We start from the raw sequence: 18,252 nt of genomic DNA, 5'->3' as shown, positions 1-18,252 counted from the left end.
TGAACAATCGGTTACAGCTCACCCGGACGGCGTGCCACGAATTTGTGGTACGCCGTTCGTGGGTTAGCCTTACTGCAATTATTCGAGCCTTTAGAGGAGACCTCGTGATATCTGGCAGGAGCATCCGCACCACGGGTTGCCGCCTGCTGAGTGTCAGGAGGCACACGAGTGGACGTTGTCTGAGCCGGGTTCGGCTCAGTTAGGGTGCTGTCATTTCGACGGTGCCCTTTTTTGTGTCCATTTGCTCTTGTAATCGCTTGAAAATCGATGGGTGACACATCGGGTCCCTGCAAGCCGTGCAGGGCAATTCGAAAGGGCAACAATGCGAACACTTGTTTTGAACGCGGGATACGAGCCACTCGGAGTGGTCTCGTTCAAGCGCGCCATCGTTCTCGTGATGAACGAGAAGGCGACCATCATCGAGAGCGATGTCGAGCATCCGGTCTGGGCCACCTCTGGCCTGTTCGACCGGCCGAGCGTGATCATCCTCACCCGCTACGTGCGCATCCCGTCGACCAGGCTCATGCCCGTGTCGCGCAGGGGAGTGCTGCGCCGCGACGGCATGCGCTGCCTGTACTGCGGGGGAGCGGCGACCACCATCGACCACGTGCAGCCCAAGTCGCGCGGGGGCAAGGACACGTGGGAGAACCTCGTGGCCTGCTGCCTGCGCTGCAACAACATCAAGAGCGACCGCACTCCGGCCGAGATGGGCTGGACTCTGCGGGCGACGCCCAAGATGCCGCACCAGTCGGGCTGGACGGTCCGCGGAGCGGAGCGCGCGGAGCCGGCCTGGGAGGGCTACATCGAGAGCGCGGCGTAGCCGCCGCCGTTCCCTGAGCTTGTCGAAGGGAAGTCCCGTGTCGCCATCGAACGGCCTAGCCGCGCCCTATTTATGGCCGGCTTCGCCGCGGGCACGTTGGATGCGCCGGTCGAGCGGGTCGTGCAGCGACCGTATCGAGACCACCGGCTCTTCTCTCTAAGCTAAACTCCTAAAGGCCAGCCTCTGTAGCTCAATGGAAGAGCAATTCCGTCCTAAGGAACAGGTTGGGGGTTCGAGTCCCTCCAGGGGCACCAGAACTGACCATGCTGCAACTACCTGCTCAGGCTTCGCTGTCGACGTCGGTGTGCATGCTCATCTCCTGCCAGAGTTCGAGGGTCGCCGTCGTGGCTTCCATCGCTTTCCTCCGGGCAAAGATCGCATCGGATCCGAGCGCGAGGAGCGGCGGCGGCGTCGCGGCATCGACCGCTGCCAGGATGACGAGAGCCGCCTTCGCGGGGTCACCCGGCTGTGTGCCCGAGCTGCTGTCGTTCTCTTTTCGGCGGAGCCCCGCCGTCTCCGCATAGTCCGGCAGGGCCCTGACGGACTGGCTCAGTGAGCGACCCGAGAAGTCGGTGCGGAAGGCCCCTGGCTCGACAGTCATCGCGTGGATGCCGAGTGGCAGCAGTTCCTTTCGGAGGGATCCCGTCAGCGCCTCGACGGCTGCCTTTGCGGCGACGTAATATCCGGAGCCAGCCGGGGTGAGCTGGGTTCCGACGGACGAGACGCTGACGATGGTTCCGGATCGGCGCGCCCGCATTTGCGGGAGCACCGCCTTGATCAAGGCCACGGAGCCGAAGACGTGAGTGTCGAATAGCCTCCGGACGTCGTCGTCGCCTTCTTCGACGGCAGCGCGGTAGCCGTAGCCCGCGTTGTTCACGAGCACGTCGACGGCTCCGAACCGTGCCACGGCCGCAGACACCGTGGCCAGGATCTGTTCCGAGTCCGTCACATCGAGCTTCTGGACCAGAGTTGTCTCGGGGTACTCCGAGCCGAGGTCGTCGACGTCTGCGGGCGTGCGCGCGGCGAGCACCACGTTGTCACCGCGCTTGAGTACGGCGGCGGCCAGCGCCCGGCCCAGACCGCTCGAGGAACCGGTGATGAGCCACGTTCTCATAGTGAGGTCCGATCTGTCGGGGTGACGAGGATGCCATCGATTCGGCGCGGAATCGAGGTGAACCCGTCGCGCAGCTCACGGGGAAGGAGTGCCTCGGGAGCCGATTGCCACGATACGGGCCGCAGGAAACGTCGAATGGCGGTTGCGCCCACCGAACTGTGCAGCGAATTCGTCGACGGCCATGGGCCGCCGTGGTGCTGCGACCAGGAGACGGCGACTCCTGTGGGGTAGCCGTTGTACACGAAACGACCTGTCCTGTCGCGCATCGTCTTCTCGATCAGGATCGGCAACGCGGTCTCGTCGGCATCGAGCTGGATGCTCGTCGTCAGCGACGACTCGAGGGTCGCGAGGGCATCGAGCAGCTCGGTGTCGGTGCGATAGCGAGCGATCAGCGACACCGGACCGAAGCACTCGCGGGTGAGCGTCTCGGTCAGGTGACGGACGTCGACACTGAACAGGTGGCTGCCGACCGCGAACTCGTTGGACCCGTCGGATGCGCCGACGGCGACCCGCTCGACACCCTCGGCGCCACCGATCTGATCCAGTTGAGCCCCGAAATTGTCGGCGATGCCACTGGTCAGCAGGTACTGGGAGGGGATGTCGCGCACGGCCACGGCCATAGCCTCGACCATCGCATCACCGGTGGGCGACGCAGGTATGAATACCAGCCCCGGCTTCGTGCAGAACTGACCTGCCCCGAGAGTGAACGACGCCACGAGGTCGCGCGCGATGTCCGAGCCCCGCGCATCCGCCGCTCGTGGAGTGACGACCAAGGGATTGAGGCCGCTCAGCTCGCCGTAGAACGGGATGGGGGAGTCTCGGCGGGCGATCTCGGCGAGCAGCGCCTCTCCTCCACGGAGCGAACCCGTGAATCCGACGGCCCGGATGCGAGGGTCGGAGACGAGATCGACGCCAGCCTCGCGTCCGTAGACGATGTGGATGGCATTGCTCGAAGCGCCCACCGCCTTCAACCCTGACTGCAGTGCTTCGAAGGTGAGTCGAGAGGTTCGCGGATGCGCCTCATGAGCCTTGATGACGACCGGGCATCCGGCGGCAAGGGCGGAGGCCGTGTCTCCGCCGGGCACCGAGAAGGCGAACGGAAAGTTGCTGGCGCCGAATACGGCGACCGCGCCGAGAGGGACGAGGATGCGCCGAAGGTCTGGTCGCGGACCCATTCCGGTAGAGGCCGCTGGGTCGATGGAGGCTTCGAGATAGCTGCCCTCTCTCAGAACTTCTGCGAAGAACCGGAACTGGAACGTGGTGCGAGTCAGCTCGGAATTAAGCCGGGTCGTGCCGAGTGCGGTCTCCTCGTCGGCGACAGCGACCAGGGACTCGCGGCCCTGCTCGAGCGCGTCGGCAATGCTTTCGAGCAGGACGGCTCGCCCTTCGCGGCCGAGCATCTCGAGATCTCTGGCTGCGGAGTCGGCCAGCCCGCACATCCGGCGCACCTCTGCGCTCGACGTCGCACGGATGTCAGTCTCGTGCCTCGTGCCCGTCCGTGGATCCGAACTGGTAGCTGTGTCGGTCACTGCGCTTCATCCTTTCGATCGGAGGTCTCCCCTGATAGGTCCTGGTGTCGATCCGTGAGGCTGCGCATCAGAGCGGTGATCCCGAATTCCCATCGGGGAATGTCCTCCGCGCGGCCGACGGCGTTGACCAGTCTGCCGAGATGCTCGCTCGAGATCTCGACGCGGTCACCGTGAACGTGCGTGAATCCGCCGCCCGGGTGCAGTCGATCCTGAGTCGGGGCGAAGAGGGTGCCCGTGAACAGGGCGAACCCATCGGGGTACTGGTGGTGGGCGCCGTGCACAGCGGCAATGAGCGACTCGAACGGTCGGCTGATCTCGGACACCCTGCTCGTACCTTCGAGTCGAAAGTCGTCTTCGCCGGTGATCGTGAGCTCGACCACCTCTTCGCGCAGAGTATCGATCGTGAAGTTCTCATCGAACAGCCGCACGAAGGGGCCGATCGCCGTCGACCCGTTGTTGTCCTTCGCCATCCCGAGCAGCAGGGCGCTGCGGCCTTCGACATCGCGCAGGTTGACGTCATTGCCCAGGGTCGCGCCTCTGGCCCGACCGTGCGAGTCGACGATCAAGACGAGCTCGGGTTCGGGGTTGGACCACTCGGAGAACGACGGTACGCCGATGTGCTGGCCGAAACCGACGGCAGACAGCACGGGTCCCTTGGTGAAGACCTCGGGATCGGGGCCGATGCCCACTTCGAGATACTGTGACCACATTCCTCGTTCCTGCAGCTCGCGTTTCGCGGCGGCGGCTTCGGGGCTTCCCGGTCGGATGGAGAGGACATCGGAGCCGATCGCCCGAGTGACTGCGTCGCGCACCTCGGCCGCCCGGCTCGCGTCTCCTCCCGCGCGCTCCTCGATCAAGCGCTCGATCAGGCTTGCTGCGAAGGTGACGCCGCACGCCTTGATGACCTGTAGATCTATGGGCGCGAGCAGCCAGGGTCGGGGCGAGTCGTCGTGAGCCCCCAAAGACTCCTCGATCACGTCGTCGATCAGCCAGGATGCGGCAGCCGGGGCTTGCCGCACCACGGAAACCGCGTCGGGCCGTTCCAGGAGTTCAGAGACGGTTCCGACGATCGACGAGAGATCCGAGAGGATGCCGCGATGGAGTCCGACCACTCTGGGTGATCGCGACACCGGGTCGAAAATCCGACCGATGAGCACCGCATCCCGCTCGGGGAGGTACCGTGCCGTGGTCGAGGCTGTCATCGTATGCTCGCAGAGGACGTTATCGGGCTTGTCCGGCTGAAATAGGACCGGGCATCGGGCGGCCGGATGTCCGCGATCGTATCGGAGAAGATCCGCATCGGATGAGGGACATAGGGGTGTTCTGCCATCGCGTCGAAATCGAGGTCGATGCCGAGACCGATTCCCTCCGGAATGAGCACGTCGCCCTCGGGCGTGAGCGTGAGGTTTTCATTCGAGATCTCGGTGCGCCACGGCACATCGGTGGCCATGATCTCGAGGTAGCGGAAGTTGGGAAGGGTCGCTCCCAACTGCAATGTGGCGGCCGTGCTCAACGGCCCGCTGGGATTGTGCGGTGCGAACGGAACGTAGTAGTTCGCCGCGAGAGTCGAGATGAAGGAGAGCTCGAGCAGACCGCCGGCGTGCGTGACATCGGGTTGAACGTAGTCGACGGCGCCTCGGGCCAGCGCGGGAACGAACCCCTGCCGACCGAACCAGCGTTCGCCCGCTGCGATCGGAATCGGTGATTTGCTGCGTACTTCGACCAGGGCATCGATGCTGTCGGGCGGGCACGGCTCCTCGAAGAAAATCGGGTTGAACTGCTCCAGCTTTTTGGCCACACGAATCGCCGTGGGCACATTGAAGCGTCCATGGCCCTCGATGAACAGGTCGACCTCATCGCCCACGGCTTCTCGGACCGCCGCGATGCATTCGATCATTCGATCGAGGTCCCGCGTCTCCAGGGTCAGATCAGCAGCTTCGAAGGGGTCCCATTTCAGGCCTCGGAATCCACTCTTCACCGTGGCCACGGCAGCTTCGGCGAAATGCTCAGGCGTCTGCGCGCCCGAGAACCATCCGTTGGCGTATGCCCTGACCCGATCTCGGTACGTTCCCCCCAGCATCTTGTGCACGGGAACGTTCAGCGCCCGAGCGGAGACATCCCACATGGCCATTTCGAGGGCGCTGAGCGCGGTCATCGTGACAGGCCCGCCGCGCCAGTATGCGTCGCGGCCCAACTCGTAGATCGTCTGGGAGATTCTGGTCGGGTCTTTGCCCTTCACCGCATCGGAGAGCAGCGCGACCGCACCCTGAACGGCGAGTTCCTGACCCTCCAGAGTGGCCTCGGCCACGCCGGTGATTCCTTCATCGGTCTGCAGCCGTACGATCACGAGGTTCGTGCGATAGAAGTCGACGGTAATGGTGTCGAGCTTGGTGATCTTCACTGGGGTCCTTATCCCTTGACTGCGCCGGCAGTCATGCCGGACACGACGTACTTTTGTGCGAACAGGTAGAAAGCGACGGCCGGGAGAGTGAAGAGGAAGGCGACCGCCATGATGGTCTGGATCTGCGTTCCCTGCTCACCGATGAACCCTGCGAGGCCGACCGAAGCCGGCTGAAGGCTCTTGTCGAAGACGAATGTGACGGCGAACACGTATTCGTTCCAGGCGCTGAAGAACGCAATGACGGCGGCTGCCGCGATGGATGGGGCGATGAGGGGAATATTGATGCGGAGCAAAACGCCCAAAGGTCGTGCCCCGTCGACCCTCGCGGCCTCTTCCAATTCACGGGGTACCCCGTCGATCGCACCCTTCAGAATGAGCGCGACGATCGGAAGGACGAACGCCGTGTCGGCCAGGATGAGGCCTTGGAGCGAGTCGAGAAGTCCGAACTGTCGGAACAGCGCGAACAGCGGCACGACCAGCAGCGCTTCGGGAAGCATCTGAGTGAAAAGAAGGAGCACACCGATAGCCACTTTGCCGCGGAAGGAGAACCGCGACAGCGCGTAGCCCAGAGGAATTCCGAGTCCGATGGAGAGCACCGTGGTTCCAACAGCGACGATCAGGCTGTTGCGGAGCCAGATGAGCGTCTGACCGTCGACCAGGGCCTCGATGAAGACGGAGAAGCGCGAGAGGTCCGGGATGAGGCGCGGCTCACTGCCGAACAGCTCGGAGTCGCTCGTCAGCGCCGTGGTGAAGATCCAGTAAAGGGGGAAGACCGCGATTCCGAGAACGACCAGAACAGCGAGCATGCGGAGAGTGACTCCGAGACGTAGGCGTCGCATCATGACTCTCTTTCCGTGGCGCGGGTGACGAAGCGGGCTCCGACGATGACAATCAGCGAGATCATGATGCCCACCATGCCGATGGCGGCAGCTGTGCCGAGCTGTTTGGAGTCGAAGGCCTGCGAGTAGAGGTCGATGACCAGAGTTCGAGTCGATCCGAGCGGACCGCCTCGCGTCATGAGCCAGATCAACTCGAACCGGCGAAGCGACCAGATGGTGATGAGAAGAGCGACCAACCCGACCGTTGGCTTGATGACCTGCCAGGTCACGACCCGGAACACCCAGGCTCGACCGGCGCCATCCATTTTGGCCGCCTCGACGAGTTCCTCGGGAACCGACTGGAGTGCCGAGAGGAGGACGACGGAGACGAAGGGAAAGAGCTGCCAGATGGTCGTCAGAAGAATTGCGGGGAGTGCCAGTTCAGCGTTGTCGAGGATGCCACCACCACCGACGCCCAGTCCCAGCGCGTTCAGAGTGCGGCTGACAATGCCGTACTGGGCATTCAACATCCAGGTCGCGATCAGGGCGGTCGCGATTCCCGGGGCTGCCCAGGGGACGGTTACCAGCGCCCGGGCGATGCCGCGGCCGGGAAACTTCGCGTTGAGCAGAAGCGCCACGACAAGTCCAGACACGACCGCACCGATGACGCAGACGATGACGTACAACAACGTGGTGAGAAGAGTCTGCCGAAAGCTCTCGCTGGCGAAGACGGTCGTGTAGTTGGAGATGCCGACCCAAACGCTTCTGCCCGGATTCAGGAGGCTGGTGCGGGTGAAGCTCAGCCAGATCTCCTGCAGCAAGGGGACGGCCTGGAACACGACGATGTAGAGCACCGCCGGACCGAACAGGAGATAGGGGGTCCATCTGCTGCCCAGCGGGCTTTTTCGCCGGCGCAGGGGTTTCGATCTGATCGCTGTCATAGCGATCCTCCGGTCTGTAGGAATAGTGTGCCGGTGCGGGCGGGCTGACCCGCCCGCACCGGCGCGGGTGGGTCAGCCACCGACGAGGTCGGTGGCCTGCTTCTGTGCGTTGTCCATGGCGGTCTCCATCGACTGCTGCCCCTGCAGGGCTGCGACGACTTCGGTGACGACGATCTTGCGGATGTCCGGCGTCTCCGCCCCGAAGCCCAGAACGATCTGCGGAAGGCTCGTCTCGGTCAGCTCGTCATAGACCGGAAGGAATGGTGTCTCCTCGAGCGCCTCGGCACTTCGCTCGGTCTTCGTGGCCACACTCGATGCACCGAGCGCCTCCTGCAGCTCGACCTGATGGTCGGACTCCAGCACCCAGTTGATGAACGCCATTGCGGCATCCTTGTGCTCGCTGTTCGCGTTGATGGTGATCGGCGCCATGATCGCGCCCTGCCTGCGCTCGGGGAAAGGGATGGGGGCGACGCTGAAGTTCAGGTCGGGGTTGGTGCCACGGGTTGCCACCAGGTAGCCGCCGTTGTTCAGCTCCATACCCACAAGGTTCTGAGCGAACATCTTGCGGAAGGTCGCGGCGTCGGCGCCCTTCGGGATGACATTTGCGTCGTAGAGCGATTGGAAGGCTTCGAGCCCTTCGACGTTCTTCGGGTCGTTCAGCGTGAGCTTCTCGCCGTCGGACCACTGGCCGCCGAAGCCGTAGACGTAGTTGAAGATGTCCTGCCAGACACCGTTCTCCTCTGCCTGGGTCTGCCGGAACGCCAGCCCGTAGACATCTCCCTGCGTAGTCGACTTCGCCGTGGCTACGAACTCGTCGAACGTTTCCGGGGGCGTGGGGATGAGATCGGTGTTGTAGTACATGACGTAGTTCGAGGTGTCGAAGATAACGCCGTAGCGGGACCCGTCGATCGACATGTATTGGTCGGGGCCCTCCTGCAGCCCCAGCTCGTCTGCATCGATCTTGTCATCGAGCGGCTCGAGCAGCCCTGCCGAACCGGCAGAGGAGAACTCGGGCATGTCGAAACGGATCAAGTCGGGTCCTTCTCCGCCTCCCATCTGAGTGAGCACCGTCTGCCCGAATGTGGGGAACGGAACGGATGCGGCCTCGACAGTGACGACATCCTGCTCTGCGTTGAATTCATCGACGAGTGCTTGCAAGCGGGGACCGAGTCCGGGGTCTCCGAACGTTGATGCCGCGAACGTGATCGTCGCGGGCTCGACGGTGCCGTCGTCGGCCGAATCGGGGGATGAGCCGGAGCAGCCCGACAGGACGATTCCCGCTGCGGTGATCGCGGCGATGGATGCGACCACTCGTCTGCGGACAGGACTGTGCGTCATCAATTACTCCTTTGTAAGCGGTGATGGGGAACGCGATTACCGCGTAAAAACATAAATTACTAATAAATGAATAAAGACGCAAGAGGTCCGACGCGCAGCGAATTCCGTGCGCTAGAGTCAGGCAGCATGGCAATCTACCCAGGCCGTGGGATTCACGGCGCGGTCGTCGCCCAGCTCGGGCTGCGCATCATCAGGGGAGATCACCCGCCGGGTTCGACGATCGACATCGACGCTTTGGAGCCCGAACTGGGAGTGAGCAAGACTGTCGTGCGGGAGGCGCTGCGGGTTCTCGGCGCAAAGGGTCTGGTCGACTCGCGCCCGAAACGAGGCACCTTCGTGCGCGACCGCGAGGCATGGAATTTGCTCGATACCGATGTGATGATGTGGCGCCGCGAGGCCCAGCGCGATGACGATCGACTACTCGCCGACCTGTCGGAGCTACGGGATGTCATTGAGCCTGCTGCGGCACGACTTGCGGCGCTGCGACGCACGGACGAAGATCTCGACCAGCTCGAGACGGCCTTTATGCGGTTCGAAGAGGCCGGGCAGAACATCGCCGACCTGACAGCGGCAGATCTCGACTTTCACCTGCTGCTTTTGAAGGCCACGCATAACGAACTTTACGCACGGCTCGACGTGATGATCATTCACGCTGTCGGTGCGCGCAACAGGATTCAACATCATCCCGGGGCTCGATGGCTCGACCCCGTTCCCGATCACAGGAGCGTCCTCGAGGCTGTCCGCGCCCACGATTCCGACGCGGCCGAGGCCGCGATGCGGCACGCCCTGAGGGACTCCGCTGTCGATCTTCAATCAGGTGAACCGCCGTTCTCCGAGGAGTAAGGCGCGGACGTGCCTCCACGGACGTCTGTCGGAAGCTTCTTTTGCGGATCGGTCTCTCTGCCAAGCGCCAGTCGATCTCCCGCCCTTGCCCCTGCACTGGATCGACACAAGGTCGCCAGCTCGGCTCGAGTGCTTGCCGGGATTCAGGCGAGTATCTCGTCGAAGAACGCCTCCATCGCCTTCCAGCTACGGACGTCGGCCTTCGCTCTGTAGCTCGGGAGCATCGGTTGGGTGAATGCGTGCGGGGCTCCGCTGTAGCTCACGATCTGCCAGTCGAGTTCTGGCGCAGTGCGCAGTTCATTCTCGAAGGCGACGACTGCCTCGTCGGGTACGACCGGGTCGTCGGCGCCGGTGAGCACGAGCAGGGGAGCGCGGAGGCTCGCGACATCCGCGGGCTCATGGGTGATGAGTCCGCCATGGAAGGAGACCGCGCCCGCGATAGGCGCTCCGGTGCGCGCGAACTCGAGGGTGGCCGAACCGCCGAAGCAGTAGCCGATCACAGCGATGCGGTCGGGGTCGACTCGGGAATCCGAGCGCAGGCGATCGAAGCCCGCTTGGACCCGGGCGCGAAGCAGCTGCTTGTCGGCGTAGAACGTGCCGGCCACGGCGGGTGCCTCGTCACCCTGGGGGCGCACTCCGGCTCCGTAGATGTCGGCGGCGAAAGCCGCGTAGCCGAGGCGGGCAAGCATGTGGGCCCGGGCGTGCACGTATTCGCCCTCCCCGTACCAGTCGTGGATGACGAGCACTCCGGGCTGCGGTCCGGTGGCGGAGGAGTCCCAGGCGAGGTAACCCTCGAGGGAGGAGCCATCGTGTTCGTATGAGATGCGCTCCGACTGGATCGAACTGCCGTCACGGAGAGGGACGCTCTTGATCAGGGCCTCGTGTTGGGGGCTGAAGGCTGGGGTCGGGTCGATAGTCGTCATGAAGCCGGATCTTCTCTCTGATTGATCTTGTCGGACGTGCAGGTGGCTGACGTTCTCCAGTTCAACATGGTCGCCCGTCGCACGCGAGAGCTACAGCGTGTCGACCAGCGCCGAGCGAAGCGGCTCGCTGAGCCCTGACGGAACATCCACCTCAACCCCGAGCGCGTGAAGCGCCCGACTGTAGTAGTTTCGGGCCGCAGCCGCGAGGGCGATATCGACGATCTCGCGGTCGGTGAAGCCGTGCTCGCGCAGGGTCGTGCTGTCGGCATCCGTCATCTCCGCCGAGTCGGTGCTGAGCTTCTCGGCGAACTCCATCATCGCGACCTCCGCAGCCGACAGACCGGCGTCGTGATAGTCGCGGGCGATGCGAACGAGCTCGTTTTCGGAGATGAACTTCAGGGACTTCTTTCCGTGCGCGAGGCGGCAGGCCTTCGAGCGCAGTGCCCCCGCGGCCGCGAGGGTGATCAGTTCGTAGCGCCGCTTGTCCATGGGGCGCGCGATAGCGCCGATGAGGTTCTCCCAGGCTCGGTAGGCCTCGGGGTTGGTTGCCATCGCCCGCGTATGGCTGGGCACGTAGCCCATGTCTGCGATGTCCTCCGCATAGATCTCTGCGACCTCGCCGGTCGCCTCGCCCGGTTCGGGCGTCACGATGATGCTCATGCCGCCATCGTGCCACCGACTCAGCGCGACATCTACTACTAGCCGGCGGCGCGCACGATCAGGTCGGCGATCTTCTTCACCGCCGCGGCCGTCAGCTGTCACCGCGAACGACGTCGGCCACATCTCTCCGTCGTCGAGCGGCGCGTCCTCGCTGAAGCCCAGCGTGCAGTACCGCGTCTTGAACTTCGCGGCGCTCTGCACGAACAGGATGACCTTGCCCTCCTTGTTCGCGTAGGCGGGCTGGCTGTACCAGGTCTTCGGCATCAGCTGCGGCGCGTGTTCCGCGGTGCTTTGGCGGTCACGCTGGGCAGCGCTCGGAGGGCACGGTCTTGACGCTGTTGTTTTCGTACGGAATGAGGGACTCGTTGGCGATCTGTATCACCCCCACGGTGTCGTTGATGATGGCGAAGACGATCCACCCACCGTTGCCGTCGGAGAGACCGTAGTAGGAGTTTTCGTCGCTCTGATACATCCCTGTCTTCTCAATGCCGGGGTACGTCGACAGCAGTTCTTCCTTCGTCGAATCGATGCCGATGCCTTCGGCTGTCTTCGGGGTGGCCGCTCGATCGTCGATGACGGGCGAACCGCCATCGCCGAACGTGATCGCCGCCGTCGTGTTTGGCCGGTCCGGTGATCCGATGAAGCGAATGGCGAATCCGGTTGGAGCCTGGAGATCCACATTGAAACCGACGCACACCGTGTCGGTGAAGTCGGTGAAGGCGGGAAGCGTCTGTTGTTGTTCTTCGAACGAGGAACCGAGCTTGACCGGGCCGACCCCATCAAAACCGATGACCCAGGTGCTGGGATCGTTGAGGTCGATCGTGGGCGCCGCGGGGGTTGGAGGCGTTGTCGGTGTGGGAGTAGGGGTGGCGGGGGCCGGCGTGGGAGTCTGGCTCGGGGTCGGAGTGACGCTGGCTACAGGGCTCGGGTCGAGGATGCCCGTGCTCAACGCATAGACGACTCCGCTCGAGATGCCGAGCGCCAGCACCACCAACGTGGCGACTGCGGCTACTCGCCTGCCGCGACCGCGTCGGGATCTTGATGTCGACGTTCGCGCGGTTGTGACGATGAGATCGCGGATCGCACTCTTGCGCCGCGGGTCGAAAGTCGGTTCGTTGTTCATCGCTCGCCTCCCATCGAAGTCAAATCTGGTTGTCGCAAAAGTTCGCTGAGTCGCACCTTTGCGCGGGAAAGGCGGGACTTCACCGTTCCCGAGGCTATGCCGAGCGCCTCGGCTGCTTCGGCGGTGCTGAGCTCCTCGAGGAGGCACAGCGTGAGGACGTCCTGGTCTCGGCGTGGAAGCTGAGCTAGTGCCTCTCGGAGAGCGACCCGGCGGGCATCCAGATCGAGCCGCTCGTCTGTCGCTTCCGCGTGATCGGGGGTGTCCTCGGGCAGCGGGAGATGTTCGAGAGCAACGCGATAGCGCCGCGAAGAGCGGGCGAAGTTGCGGAACACATAGTTGGTCGTCACCAGCAGCCAGGCAATCGTCGACCCGTCTGTGACCCGCATGGAGGTTCTGCGGCGCCATGATTCGAGAAACACGACGGCGGTGATGTCTTCGGCATCGTGCACTGATGCGGTCAGGCGCAATGCGTGCCGGAAGACTCGATCGTGATGCAAGTCAAAAAGCAACCCGAACGCGTCTGCGTCGCCCGCATTGACGCGCTCGAGAACGCGCCACTCCTCGAATTCATTTGCGCCCATATACCTATAGTGTCCGCGCGGGTCGCAGCGGTTCCCAATGCAGGCTTTTCGGCGTCAATCCATTCAGGAGATGTCGTCAGAGGTTCTCCGAGCCGCTGCCTCTGGCGCCGCCTGTGGGCATGATCTACCTGCCAGACGCCCGCACGATCAACTCCGTGATCGCGTTCTCGACGCTGGGCGTCACCGAGATCACCGCGAATGACGTCGGCCACATCTCCCCGTCGTCGAGCGCCGCGTCCTCGCTGAAGCCCAGCGTGCAGTACCGCGTCTTGAACTTCGCGGCGCTCTGCACGAACAGGATGACCTTGCCCTCTTTGTTCGCGTAGGCGGGCTGCCCGTACCAGGTCTTGGGAGTCAGCTGGGGCGCGTGTTCCGCGACCAGTTCGTGGATGCGGCCCGCGATAGCGGCATCCGATTCGGGCATCTCGGCGATCGCCTTCGCCACGGCCTTCTCGCCCGCCTCGCGGTTCTTGCCCGCCTTGGCCTCCTCCCGCAGTTCCTTCGCGCGATCCTTGACCGCGTCGCGTTCTTCTTTCGACAGTCCTTCGGCAGCTGCGGCCATGGTGGTCTCCTTCGGTCATACATGAACGGGGGCGCCGCGGTGTATGCGGCGTCGACTTCAGACTAGGGATGGCCGCAGGGCACGCGCTTCTCCGATCCTGACCGATCTTGATCGGCGAGCTGCTCCGTGCGACTCTGAGGCGCATGACAGAGAAGTTCACCTCGGTCGACGAGTACATCGACTCGTTCCCCGCCGAGCGGCAGCAGATCCTGCGCGAGATCAGGCGCACGCTGCTCGAGGCGGTGCCCGGCGGCGAAGAGAAGTACCGCTACGACATGCCCGCCGTGATGCTCGGCGGCCGCTACGGACTGCACTACGCCGCCTGGAAGAAGTTCATCGGCCTCTATCCGATCGCGAGACTCGACGACGGCGAGTCGACCGAGCACGACGCCCTCGAAGCAGAGATAGCGCCGTTCCGCGCCGCCAAAGACTCCGTCAACTTTCCGTACTCGAAACCCATCCCGTACGACCTCATCGGGCGGGTGGCCGCGGCGCTCGCGCAGCGGCACGCGGAAGGCGGCTAAGAGGCGACAGTCGCGAGGCCGCGGGCCACGGCGAGCACCACGATCGGCGTCGCCGCCCACAGAACGATCGTCGCAATGGCCAGGCCCTTGCGCGGTTCGCGCTTCACCAGCGACGTGATGGCGAAACCGAGTCCGATCGTGCTCACCGGAATCGCGATGAATCCTGCCGCGATCGGGAACACGAGCGACTGGTTCACGCCCATATCGCTGGGAAGCACGTCGTAGAGTGCGATGCCGAGGATCACTCCGACGACGAACAGAGCAACGGCTGCGGCCCACAGCCAGAAGCCCAGAAGTGCTCGTCGTGAGCTGACAGGCATGACCACGGGATGCGGTACGAAAGTCATGCGGGTCTGCTCCTGATCTCAGCGGGCCCGGATTGAGCAGCCCCGTCCCGAGTATCGCAGAGGGAGCGTCCGGCGCCCCGCGCAGCCCCACGCACACCACCGTTGGCCCTGCGTTCATCTCGCCGCTCCGGCTGGTTCACCATTCGGATGCCGCCGGCTCTTAGCGTCACATCATGAATCGACGGCCGGCACTCGCATGATCGGGCACGTCGACCCCTTCATCGGGTCGGAGCCCACCGCCCTGACCACGCAGACCGGGCTCGCCGCGACCTGGTGGTGGCCGAAGCCCCAGATCGGCAACACGCATCCGGGTGCCACCTACCCGCTGGGCATGGTCTCGGCCTGCGCCTATTCCGGCGCTTATCCGACCGGCTACGGCCGCTACGACCTGAGTCTCGAGGGCGTGCCCTCGACCCTGCACGAGAAGCCCACGGCATCCGGATTCACGCACTTTCAGCAGTCGGGCACCGGCGCCATTCGCAAGTACTACAACTACTTCCGCGTCACCCCCATGGTCGAGCCACTGGATGCGTTGGGCCGGCTCTGGGATCTCGCGGACGAGACCGCAGAACCCGGCTTCTACAGCGCCACGCTCGACTCCGGTGTGCGAGCAGAGCTGACCGTCGGACCGAAGAGCGCCGTGCACCGGTACACGTTCCCCGAGGACCCGCGGGCGCGTGTGGTGATCGACTTCTCGCTGGGCGGGCTGTCGATTCCCTATGGCGCGACCATTCCGCTTCGCGCCCACCTCGAGACCCTCGAGCCGGGCGTCGCGCAGGGCGAGATCGTGGTCGAGGGCACGCCGATCGCCGTGTACATCGAGTGCGACACCCCGCAGTGGCGGCAGATGCTGTTCTACGACCGCCGCCTGATGCCGGGTGGCAAACGGCTCGACTTCGACCACATCCGGCCTACGACCCTGAGGCCGTTCGGGCTCATGTGGGCGGGGCCGTCGAGGGCGGGCGAGACCATCGAGCTGCGCATCGGGTTCTCGCTGCGCGGAGTCGAGCAGGCCCGGCGCAACCTGCGCGACGACTGCGGAGACGGCTCTGCCCGGTTCGATCCGCGGCGGGAGAAGACGAAGCGCACGTGGCGCAAGCAGCTCAAGTCCATCGCCGTCAAGACGAGCTCGGCCGAGCGCCAGACCGTGTTCTCGACGGCGCTCTACCACTCGCTGATCAAGCCCTGCCTGGCCCCGTCGGAGAGCCCCTTCTGGCCGAGCGACGGACCCTTCGCGTTCGACATCAGCACCATGTGGGACATCTACCGCACGCAGCTTCCGCTGCTCACCGCACTCATGCCCGAGCGCGCCGTCGAACTGGCCAACGCGCTGCTCACCATCTGCGAGGAGGAAGGCAACTTTCCCATCGGCTACCGCATGGCGCGGGGGAGCGACCGCTTCTCGCGGCAGGGCAGCGCGCTCGCGCACACCTTCCTCGCCGACCTCTGCCAGCTCGGACTGCCCGGCATCGACTGGGAGTGGGCGCTCGTGCACATGTCCGACGACCTGCGCCGCACCTACGGCGAGGAATTCCTGCTGCACGGCGAGGCGCATCCGATCAGCCACACCCTCGACCTCGCCTTCGGGTACTGGGCCACGGCGAAAGTCGCGCGCCGGGTGGGCGACACGGCGCTGGCGGAGCAGTTCGAGGCGCTCGCCGAACGCTGGGTCAACGCGTTCGACCCGTCGAGCGGGCTGCTGAAGGACTCCACCTACTACGAGGGTAGTCGCTACAACTACTCGTTCCGTCTGCTGCACGACATGGCCTCACGCATCGAGCTCAGCGGCGGCGCCGACGCGTTCGTGGCACAGCTCGACGAGTTCTTCGGCTTCGGCGCTCCCGCCGTGACGCAGCCGGGCAATAAACCCGGTGTCGTCGAGATGCTGGCCGGCTACGAGCTCGGACGCTTCGAAGGCCTCAACAACGAGCCCGACATGGAGGCTCCCTGGGCGTACCACTACGCCGGGCGCCCCGACCGTACCGCCGAGATCGTGCACAACGTGTTGCTGCAGCAGTTCGGAACCGGTCGCGGCGGCCTGCCCGGCAACGACGACTCCGGCGGGCTCAGCTCGTGGAACGTCTGGGCCTCGCTCGGCCTGTTCCCCGTCGCCGGCCAGAACGTCGTTCTCGTGAACGCGCCGCTCTTCGCGAGCGCGACCATCGCGGTGGGCGACGAGAGCTTCCGCATCCGCACCCGCAACTTCGTCGAACCCGTGCATGGCGGCCCGGTGCGGTACGTGCAGTCGATGCAGCTGAACGGCGCACCGCTCGACCGCAGCTGGATCAGCGGATCCGAGCTGCATCGGGGCGGCGAGCTGCTGGTCGACCTCGGCCCCGAGCCCAGCGACTGGGCCACGACGAACCTTCCTCCATCGCGTCCCGGCCCGGTACGCGAACCCTCCATTTCACCAATCCAGGGAGTACAGCCATGACCACCATCGACAACCGTCTCGTGATCATCGTGCGAGCCGATCCGGTCATCTGCGGTCACTCCGTGGAGGCCCGCAACCTGGCCGAGACCGCCCTCGAGCGCGGCTTCGACGAGGTGCGCATCGTCACCTGGCCCATCGACGTTCTCGAGCGCGCGGGTCTGCCGCTCAAGCCGCTCGACTCGGTTCTGCCCTACAGCGACGGCATCATCGTCGAGCGCCCGGCACCGGTCGGCGACTACAAGGTGCCCGACGGCCGCCACCTCGCCGGCATCACCGGGCGCCTGGTCGAGCTCTTCACCGACGGCGTTCCGACCGTCTGCCTCTCGCTCTACCTGAGCCCGCACACGATCGCTGCCGCCGACGCCGTTCGCGCCGCGGAAGGAACCGGCCTGCCGGTGAACGTCACCACCATCGCCGAGGCCGTGGGCTCCGACGTCACCAACGTGGTGCGCACCGCCGTGGAGGAGGGCAGGCTCGGCGCCGCGGCCCACATCCTCACGAGCTACCTCAGCCAGGACTACTGTGTCGCCGTCTCGGACTACACCCGCCAGCTCATCATCAGCGAGGCCGAGCGCGTCGACGAACAGCACGGAACCCGCTTCGCCGAGCAGTGCCGCGCCAAGATCCGCGTCTCGTACCCCGCCATCGACGCCGACGCCTACGTCGACCTCGACGACGGACTGCTGAACGAGGTGCTCGCCGCCCGCGGACTCGAGCGCGATGACTACGTGCTGTTCCTTTCGCGACTCACCCACGCCAAGGGCGTCGAGGAGCTCATCGAGGGATTCGAGCGCAGCGGCGTGCACCGCGACAAGACCCTGGTCATCGCCGGCCGGGGCCCGCAGGCCGACGCATTCCGCGCGGCCGCCGCGGCATCCGGGGTCTCGTCGCGCATCCGGTTTCTCGATGATGTGGGAGACGCCGAGAAGCCGTACCTCATGAAGGGATGTGCGGCCTTCGTTCTGCCCAGCAAGCCGCGGCCCGAATTCGTCGAGACCTTCGGCATCGCCCTCGCCGAGAAGATGCTCGCCGGCGGCGGCCCGATCATCACGACGCTCACCGGCGGCATCGGCGAGGCGATCGGCGACCACGCGATCGTCGTTCCCGTCGAAGACCCGGATGCGATCGCCCGGGCCCTCGTGCGGGCTCTCGTCGAGACGACGGCCGGCGAACGCGAGGAGTGGGCGGCCCGCGCCCGCGAGTATGCCCTGCAGTTCGACCGCCGCGTGGTCTTCGACCGCATGTTCGAGCCGGTCGTGCGTCGGGCCGTTCCGGTGAGCTAGCGGGTGGGTGC

General features: G+C 65.0%; 18 protein-coding genes and 1 tRNA gene. 6 read left to right on the top strand and 13 right to left on the bottom strand.

The window, feature by feature from the left end:
* Positions 1–322: 322 nt before the first annotated feature.
* Both ASF06_RS05105 and ASF06_RS05100 read left to right on the top strand, forming a co-directional pair.
* The gene (locus ASF06_RS05105; RefSeq protein ID WP_055927508.1) at positions 323–820 is read left to right on the top strand and encodes an HNH endonuclease; all 498 of its coding nucleotides are present in this window, start codon (positions 323–325) and stop codon (positions 818–820) included.
* Positions 821–999: 179 nt separating this feature from the next.
* A tRNA-Arg gene (locus ASF06_RS05100) sits at positions 1,000–1,074 on the top strand.
* Positions 1,075–1,100: 26 nt separating this feature from the next.
* Here ASF06_RS05100 and ASF06_RS05095 read toward each other — a convergent pair.
* From ASF06_RS05095 to ASF06_RS05065, 7 genes are all read right to left on the bottom strand, one after another.
* Entirely contained in the window at positions 1,101–1,934 is an 834-nt protein-coding gene (locus ASF06_RS05095) for an oxidoreductase (protein ID WP_055944337.1), read from the bottom strand.
* Positions 1,931–3,463 carry an aldehyde dehydrogenase (NADP(+)) gene (locus tag ASF06_RS05090; protein ID WP_055944334.1) on the bottom strand — a complete coding sequence of 511 codons (1,533 nt, stop codon included), beginning with the start codon at positions 3,461–3,463 and terminating at the stop codon, positions 1,931–1,933. Before ASF06_RS05090 ends, ASF06_RS05095 begins: the two co-directional genes overlap by 4 nt.
* Positions 3,460–4,665, bottom strand: coding sequence for a fumarylacetoacetate hydrolase family protein (locus ASF06_RS05085; protein ID WP_055944331.1), 1,206 nt, complete (start codon positions 4,663–4,665; stop codon positions 3,460–3,462). The genes ASF06_RS05090 and ASF06_RS05085 overlap by 4 nt, the downstream gene beginning before the upstream one ends.
* Entirely contained in the window at positions 4,662–5,810 is a 1,149-nt protein-coding gene (locus tag ASF06_RS05080; RefSeq protein ID WP_268750640.1) for a mandelate racemase/muconate lactonizing enzyme family protein, read from the bottom strand. Before ASF06_RS05080 ends, ASF06_RS05085 begins: the two co-directional genes overlap by 4 nt.
* A gap of 62 nt (positions 5,811–5,872) precedes the next feature.
* Positions 5,873–6,706 carry a carbohydrate ABC transporter permease gene (locus ASF06_RS05075; protein WP_055944325.1) on the bottom strand — a complete coding sequence of 278 codons (834 nt, stop codon included), beginning with the start codon at positions 6,704–6,706 and terminating at the stop codon, positions 5,873–5,875.
* Complete coding sequence (locus ASF06_RS05070; RefSeq protein WP_055944323.1) at positions 6,703–7,623, bottom strand: carbohydrate ABC transporter permease; 921 nt, start codon at positions 7,621–7,623, stop codon at positions 6,703–6,705. The genes ASF06_RS05075 and ASF06_RS05070 overlap by 4 nt, the downstream gene beginning before the upstream one ends.
* Before the next feature lie 72 nt (positions 7,624–7,695).
* Complete coding sequence (locus tag ASF06_RS05065) at positions 7,696–8,961, bottom strand: ABC transporter substrate-binding protein (protein WP_082500728.1); 1,266 nt, start codon at positions 8,959–8,961, stop codon at positions 7,696–7,698.
* A 66-nt stretch (positions 8,962–9,027) separates the two neighbouring features.
* Here ASF06_RS05065 and ASF06_RS05060 point away from each other — a divergent pair, with 66 nt between their 5' ends.
* Positions 9,028–9,804 carry a FadR/GntR family transcriptional regulator gene (locus tag ASF06_RS05060; RefSeq protein ID WP_200920323.1) on the top strand — a complete coding sequence of 259 codons (777 nt, stop codon included), beginning with the start codon at positions 9,028–9,030 and terminating at the stop codon, positions 9,802–9,804.
* A gap of 143 nt (positions 9,805–9,947) precedes the next feature.
* Here the strand turns inward: ASF06_RS05060 and ASF06_RS05055 are convergent, their stop codons facing one another.
* From ASF06_RS05055 to ASF06_RS05035, 5 genes are all read right to left on the bottom strand, one after another.
* Positions 9,948–10,727 (bottom strand): dienelactone hydrolase family protein, encoded by a 780-nt coding sequence (locus tag ASF06_RS05055; protein ID WP_055944314.1) that lies wholly within the window; start codon positions 10,725–10,727, stop codon positions 9,948–9,950.
* Between the two features lie 90 nt (positions 10,728–10,817).
* Entirely contained in the window at positions 10,818–11,651 is an 834-nt protein-coding gene (locus ASF06_RS05050) for a peroxidase-related enzyme (protein ID WP_326941023.1), read from the bottom strand.
* A 34-nt stretch (positions 11,652–11,685) separates the two neighbouring features.
* Positions 11,686–12,510: a hypothetical protein gene (locus ASF06_RS19815; RefSeq protein WP_055944311.1), complete on the bottom strand. Its 825-nt coding sequence runs from the start codon at positions 12,508–12,510 to the stop codon at positions 11,686–11,688.
* Positions 12,507–13,091 (bottom strand): RNA polymerase sigma factor, encoded by a 585-nt coding sequence (locus ASF06_RS05040; RefSeq protein WP_055944307.1) that lies wholly within the window; start codon positions 13,089–13,091, stop codon positions 12,507–12,509. Before ASF06_RS05040 ends, ASF06_RS19815 begins: the two co-directional genes overlap by 4 nt.
* A 124-nt stretch (positions 13,092–13,215) precedes the next feature.
* Entirely contained in the window at positions 13,216–13,653 is a 438-nt protein-coding gene (locus ASF06_RS05035) for a DUF1801 domain-containing protein (RefSeq protein WP_055944304.1), read from the bottom strand.
* A 143-nt stretch (positions 13,654–13,796) separates the two neighbouring features.
* On the opposite strand from ASF06_RS05035, the gene ASF06_RS05030 reads away from it, so the two are divergent.
* Positions 13,797–14,177: an iron chaperone gene (locus ASF06_RS05030; RefSeq protein WP_055946170.1), complete on the top strand. Its 381-nt coding sequence runs from the start codon at positions 13,797–13,799 to the stop codon at positions 14,175–14,177.
* Here ASF06_RS05030 and ASF06_RS05025 read toward each other — a convergent pair.
* Positions 14,174–14,524 (bottom strand): hypothetical protein, encoded by a 351-nt coding sequence (locus tag ASF06_RS05025; protein WP_157439083.1) that lies wholly within the window; start codon positions 14,522–14,524, stop codon positions 14,174–14,176. The two genes, ASF06_RS05030 and ASF06_RS05025, sit on opposite strands and share 4 nt — an antisense overlap.
* Positions 14,525–14,720: 196 nt before the next feature.
* Between ASF06_RS05025 and ASF06_RS05020 the strand changes: the two genes are divergently transcribed.
* Both ASF06_RS05020 and ASF06_RS05015 read left to right on the top strand, forming a co-directional pair.
* A complete protein-coding gene (locus ASF06_RS05020) occupies positions 14,721–16,958 on the top strand; it encodes a glycoside hydrolase domain-containing protein (RefSeq protein WP_055944298.1) in 2,238 nt (745 codons plus the stop codon).
* Complete coding sequence (locus ASF06_RS05015) at positions 16,955–18,241, top strand: glycosyltransferase (RefSeq protein ID WP_055944295.1); 1,287 nt, start codon at positions 16,955–16,957, stop codon at positions 18,239–18,241. The genes ASF06_RS05020 and ASF06_RS05015 overlap by 4 nt, the downstream gene beginning before the upstream one ends.
* The last annotated feature ends 11 nt before the right edge of the window (positions 18,242–18,252 follow it).

The organism is Agreia sp. Leaf244 (assembly GCF_001422695.1).
GTDB lineage: Bacteria > Actinomycetota > Actinomycetes > Actinomycetales > Microbacteriaceae > Agreia.
The sequence above is the reverse complement of the archived record's forward strand: the minus strand, read 5'-3'. Positions and strand labels throughout refer to the sequence as shown.

Excerpts from the sequence above, each read along its gene's own strand:
- ASF06_RS05105 (WP_055927508.1), top strand. The coding sequence starts at position 323 with ATGCGAACACTTGTTTTGAACGCGGGATACGAGCCACTCGGAGTGGTC.
- ASF06_RS05095 (WP_055944337.1), bottom strand. The coding sequence starts at position 1,934 with ATGAGAACGTGGCTCATCACCGGTTCCTCGAGCGGTCTGGGCCGGGCG.
- ASF06_RS05085 (WP_055944331.1), bottom strand. The coding sequence starts at position 4,665 with ATGACAGCCTCGACCACGGCACGGTACCTCCCCGAGCGGGATGCGGTG.
- ASF06_RS05075 (WP_055944325.1), bottom strand. The coding sequence starts at position 6,706 with ATGATGCGACGCCTACGTCTCGGAGTCACTCTCCGCATGCTCGCTGTT.
- ASF06_RS05070 (WP_055944323.1), bottom strand. The coding sequence starts at position 7,623 with ATGACAGCGATCAGATCGAAACCCCTGCGCCGGCGAAAAAGCCCGCTG.
- ASF06_RS05065 (WP_082500728.1), bottom strand. The coding sequence starts at position 8,961 with ATGACGCACAGTCCTGTCCGCAGACGAGTGGTCGCATCCATCGCCGCG.
- ASF06_RS05060 (WP_200920323.1), top strand. The coding sequence starts at position 9,028 with ATGAATAAAGACGCAAGAGGTCCGACGCGCAGCGAATTCCGTGCGCTA.
- ASF06_RS05055 (WP_055944314.1), bottom strand. The coding sequence starts at position 10,727 with ATGACGACTATCGACCCGACCCCAGCCTTCAGCCCCCAACACGAGGCC.
- ASF06_RS05050 (WP_326941023.1), bottom strand. The coding sequence starts at position 11,651 with ATGCCGAAGACCTGGTACAGCCAGCCCGCCTACGCGAACAAGGAGGGC.
- ASF06_RS19815 (WP_055944311.1), bottom strand. The coding sequence starts at position 12,510 with ATGAACAACGAACCGACTTTCGACCCGCGGCGCAAGAGTGCGATCCGC.
- ASF06_RS05040 (WP_055944307.1), bottom strand. The coding sequence starts at position 13,091 with ATGGGCGCAAATGAATTCGAGGAGTGGCGCGTTCTCGAGCGCGTCAAT.
- ASF06_RS05035 (WP_055944304.1), bottom strand. The coding sequence starts at position 13,653 with ATGGCCGCAGCTGCCGAAGGACTGTCGAAAGAAGAACGCGACGCGGTC.
- ASF06_RS05030 (WP_055946170.1), top strand. The coding sequence starts at position 13,797 with ATGACAGAGAAGTTCACCTCGGTCGACGAGTACATCGACTCGTTCCCC.
- ASF06_RS05025 (WP_157439083.1), bottom strand. The coding sequence starts at position 14,524 with ATGACTTTCGTACCGCATCCCGTGGTCATGCCTGTCAGCTCACGACGA.
- ASF06_RS05020 (WP_055944298.1), top strand. The coding sequence starts at position 14,721 with ATGATCGGGCACGTCGACCCCTTCATCGGGTCGGAGCCCACCGCCCTG.
- ASF06_RS05015 (WP_055944295.1), top strand. The coding sequence starts at position 16,955 with ATGACCACCATCGACAACCGTCTCGTGATCATCGTGCGAGCCGATCCG.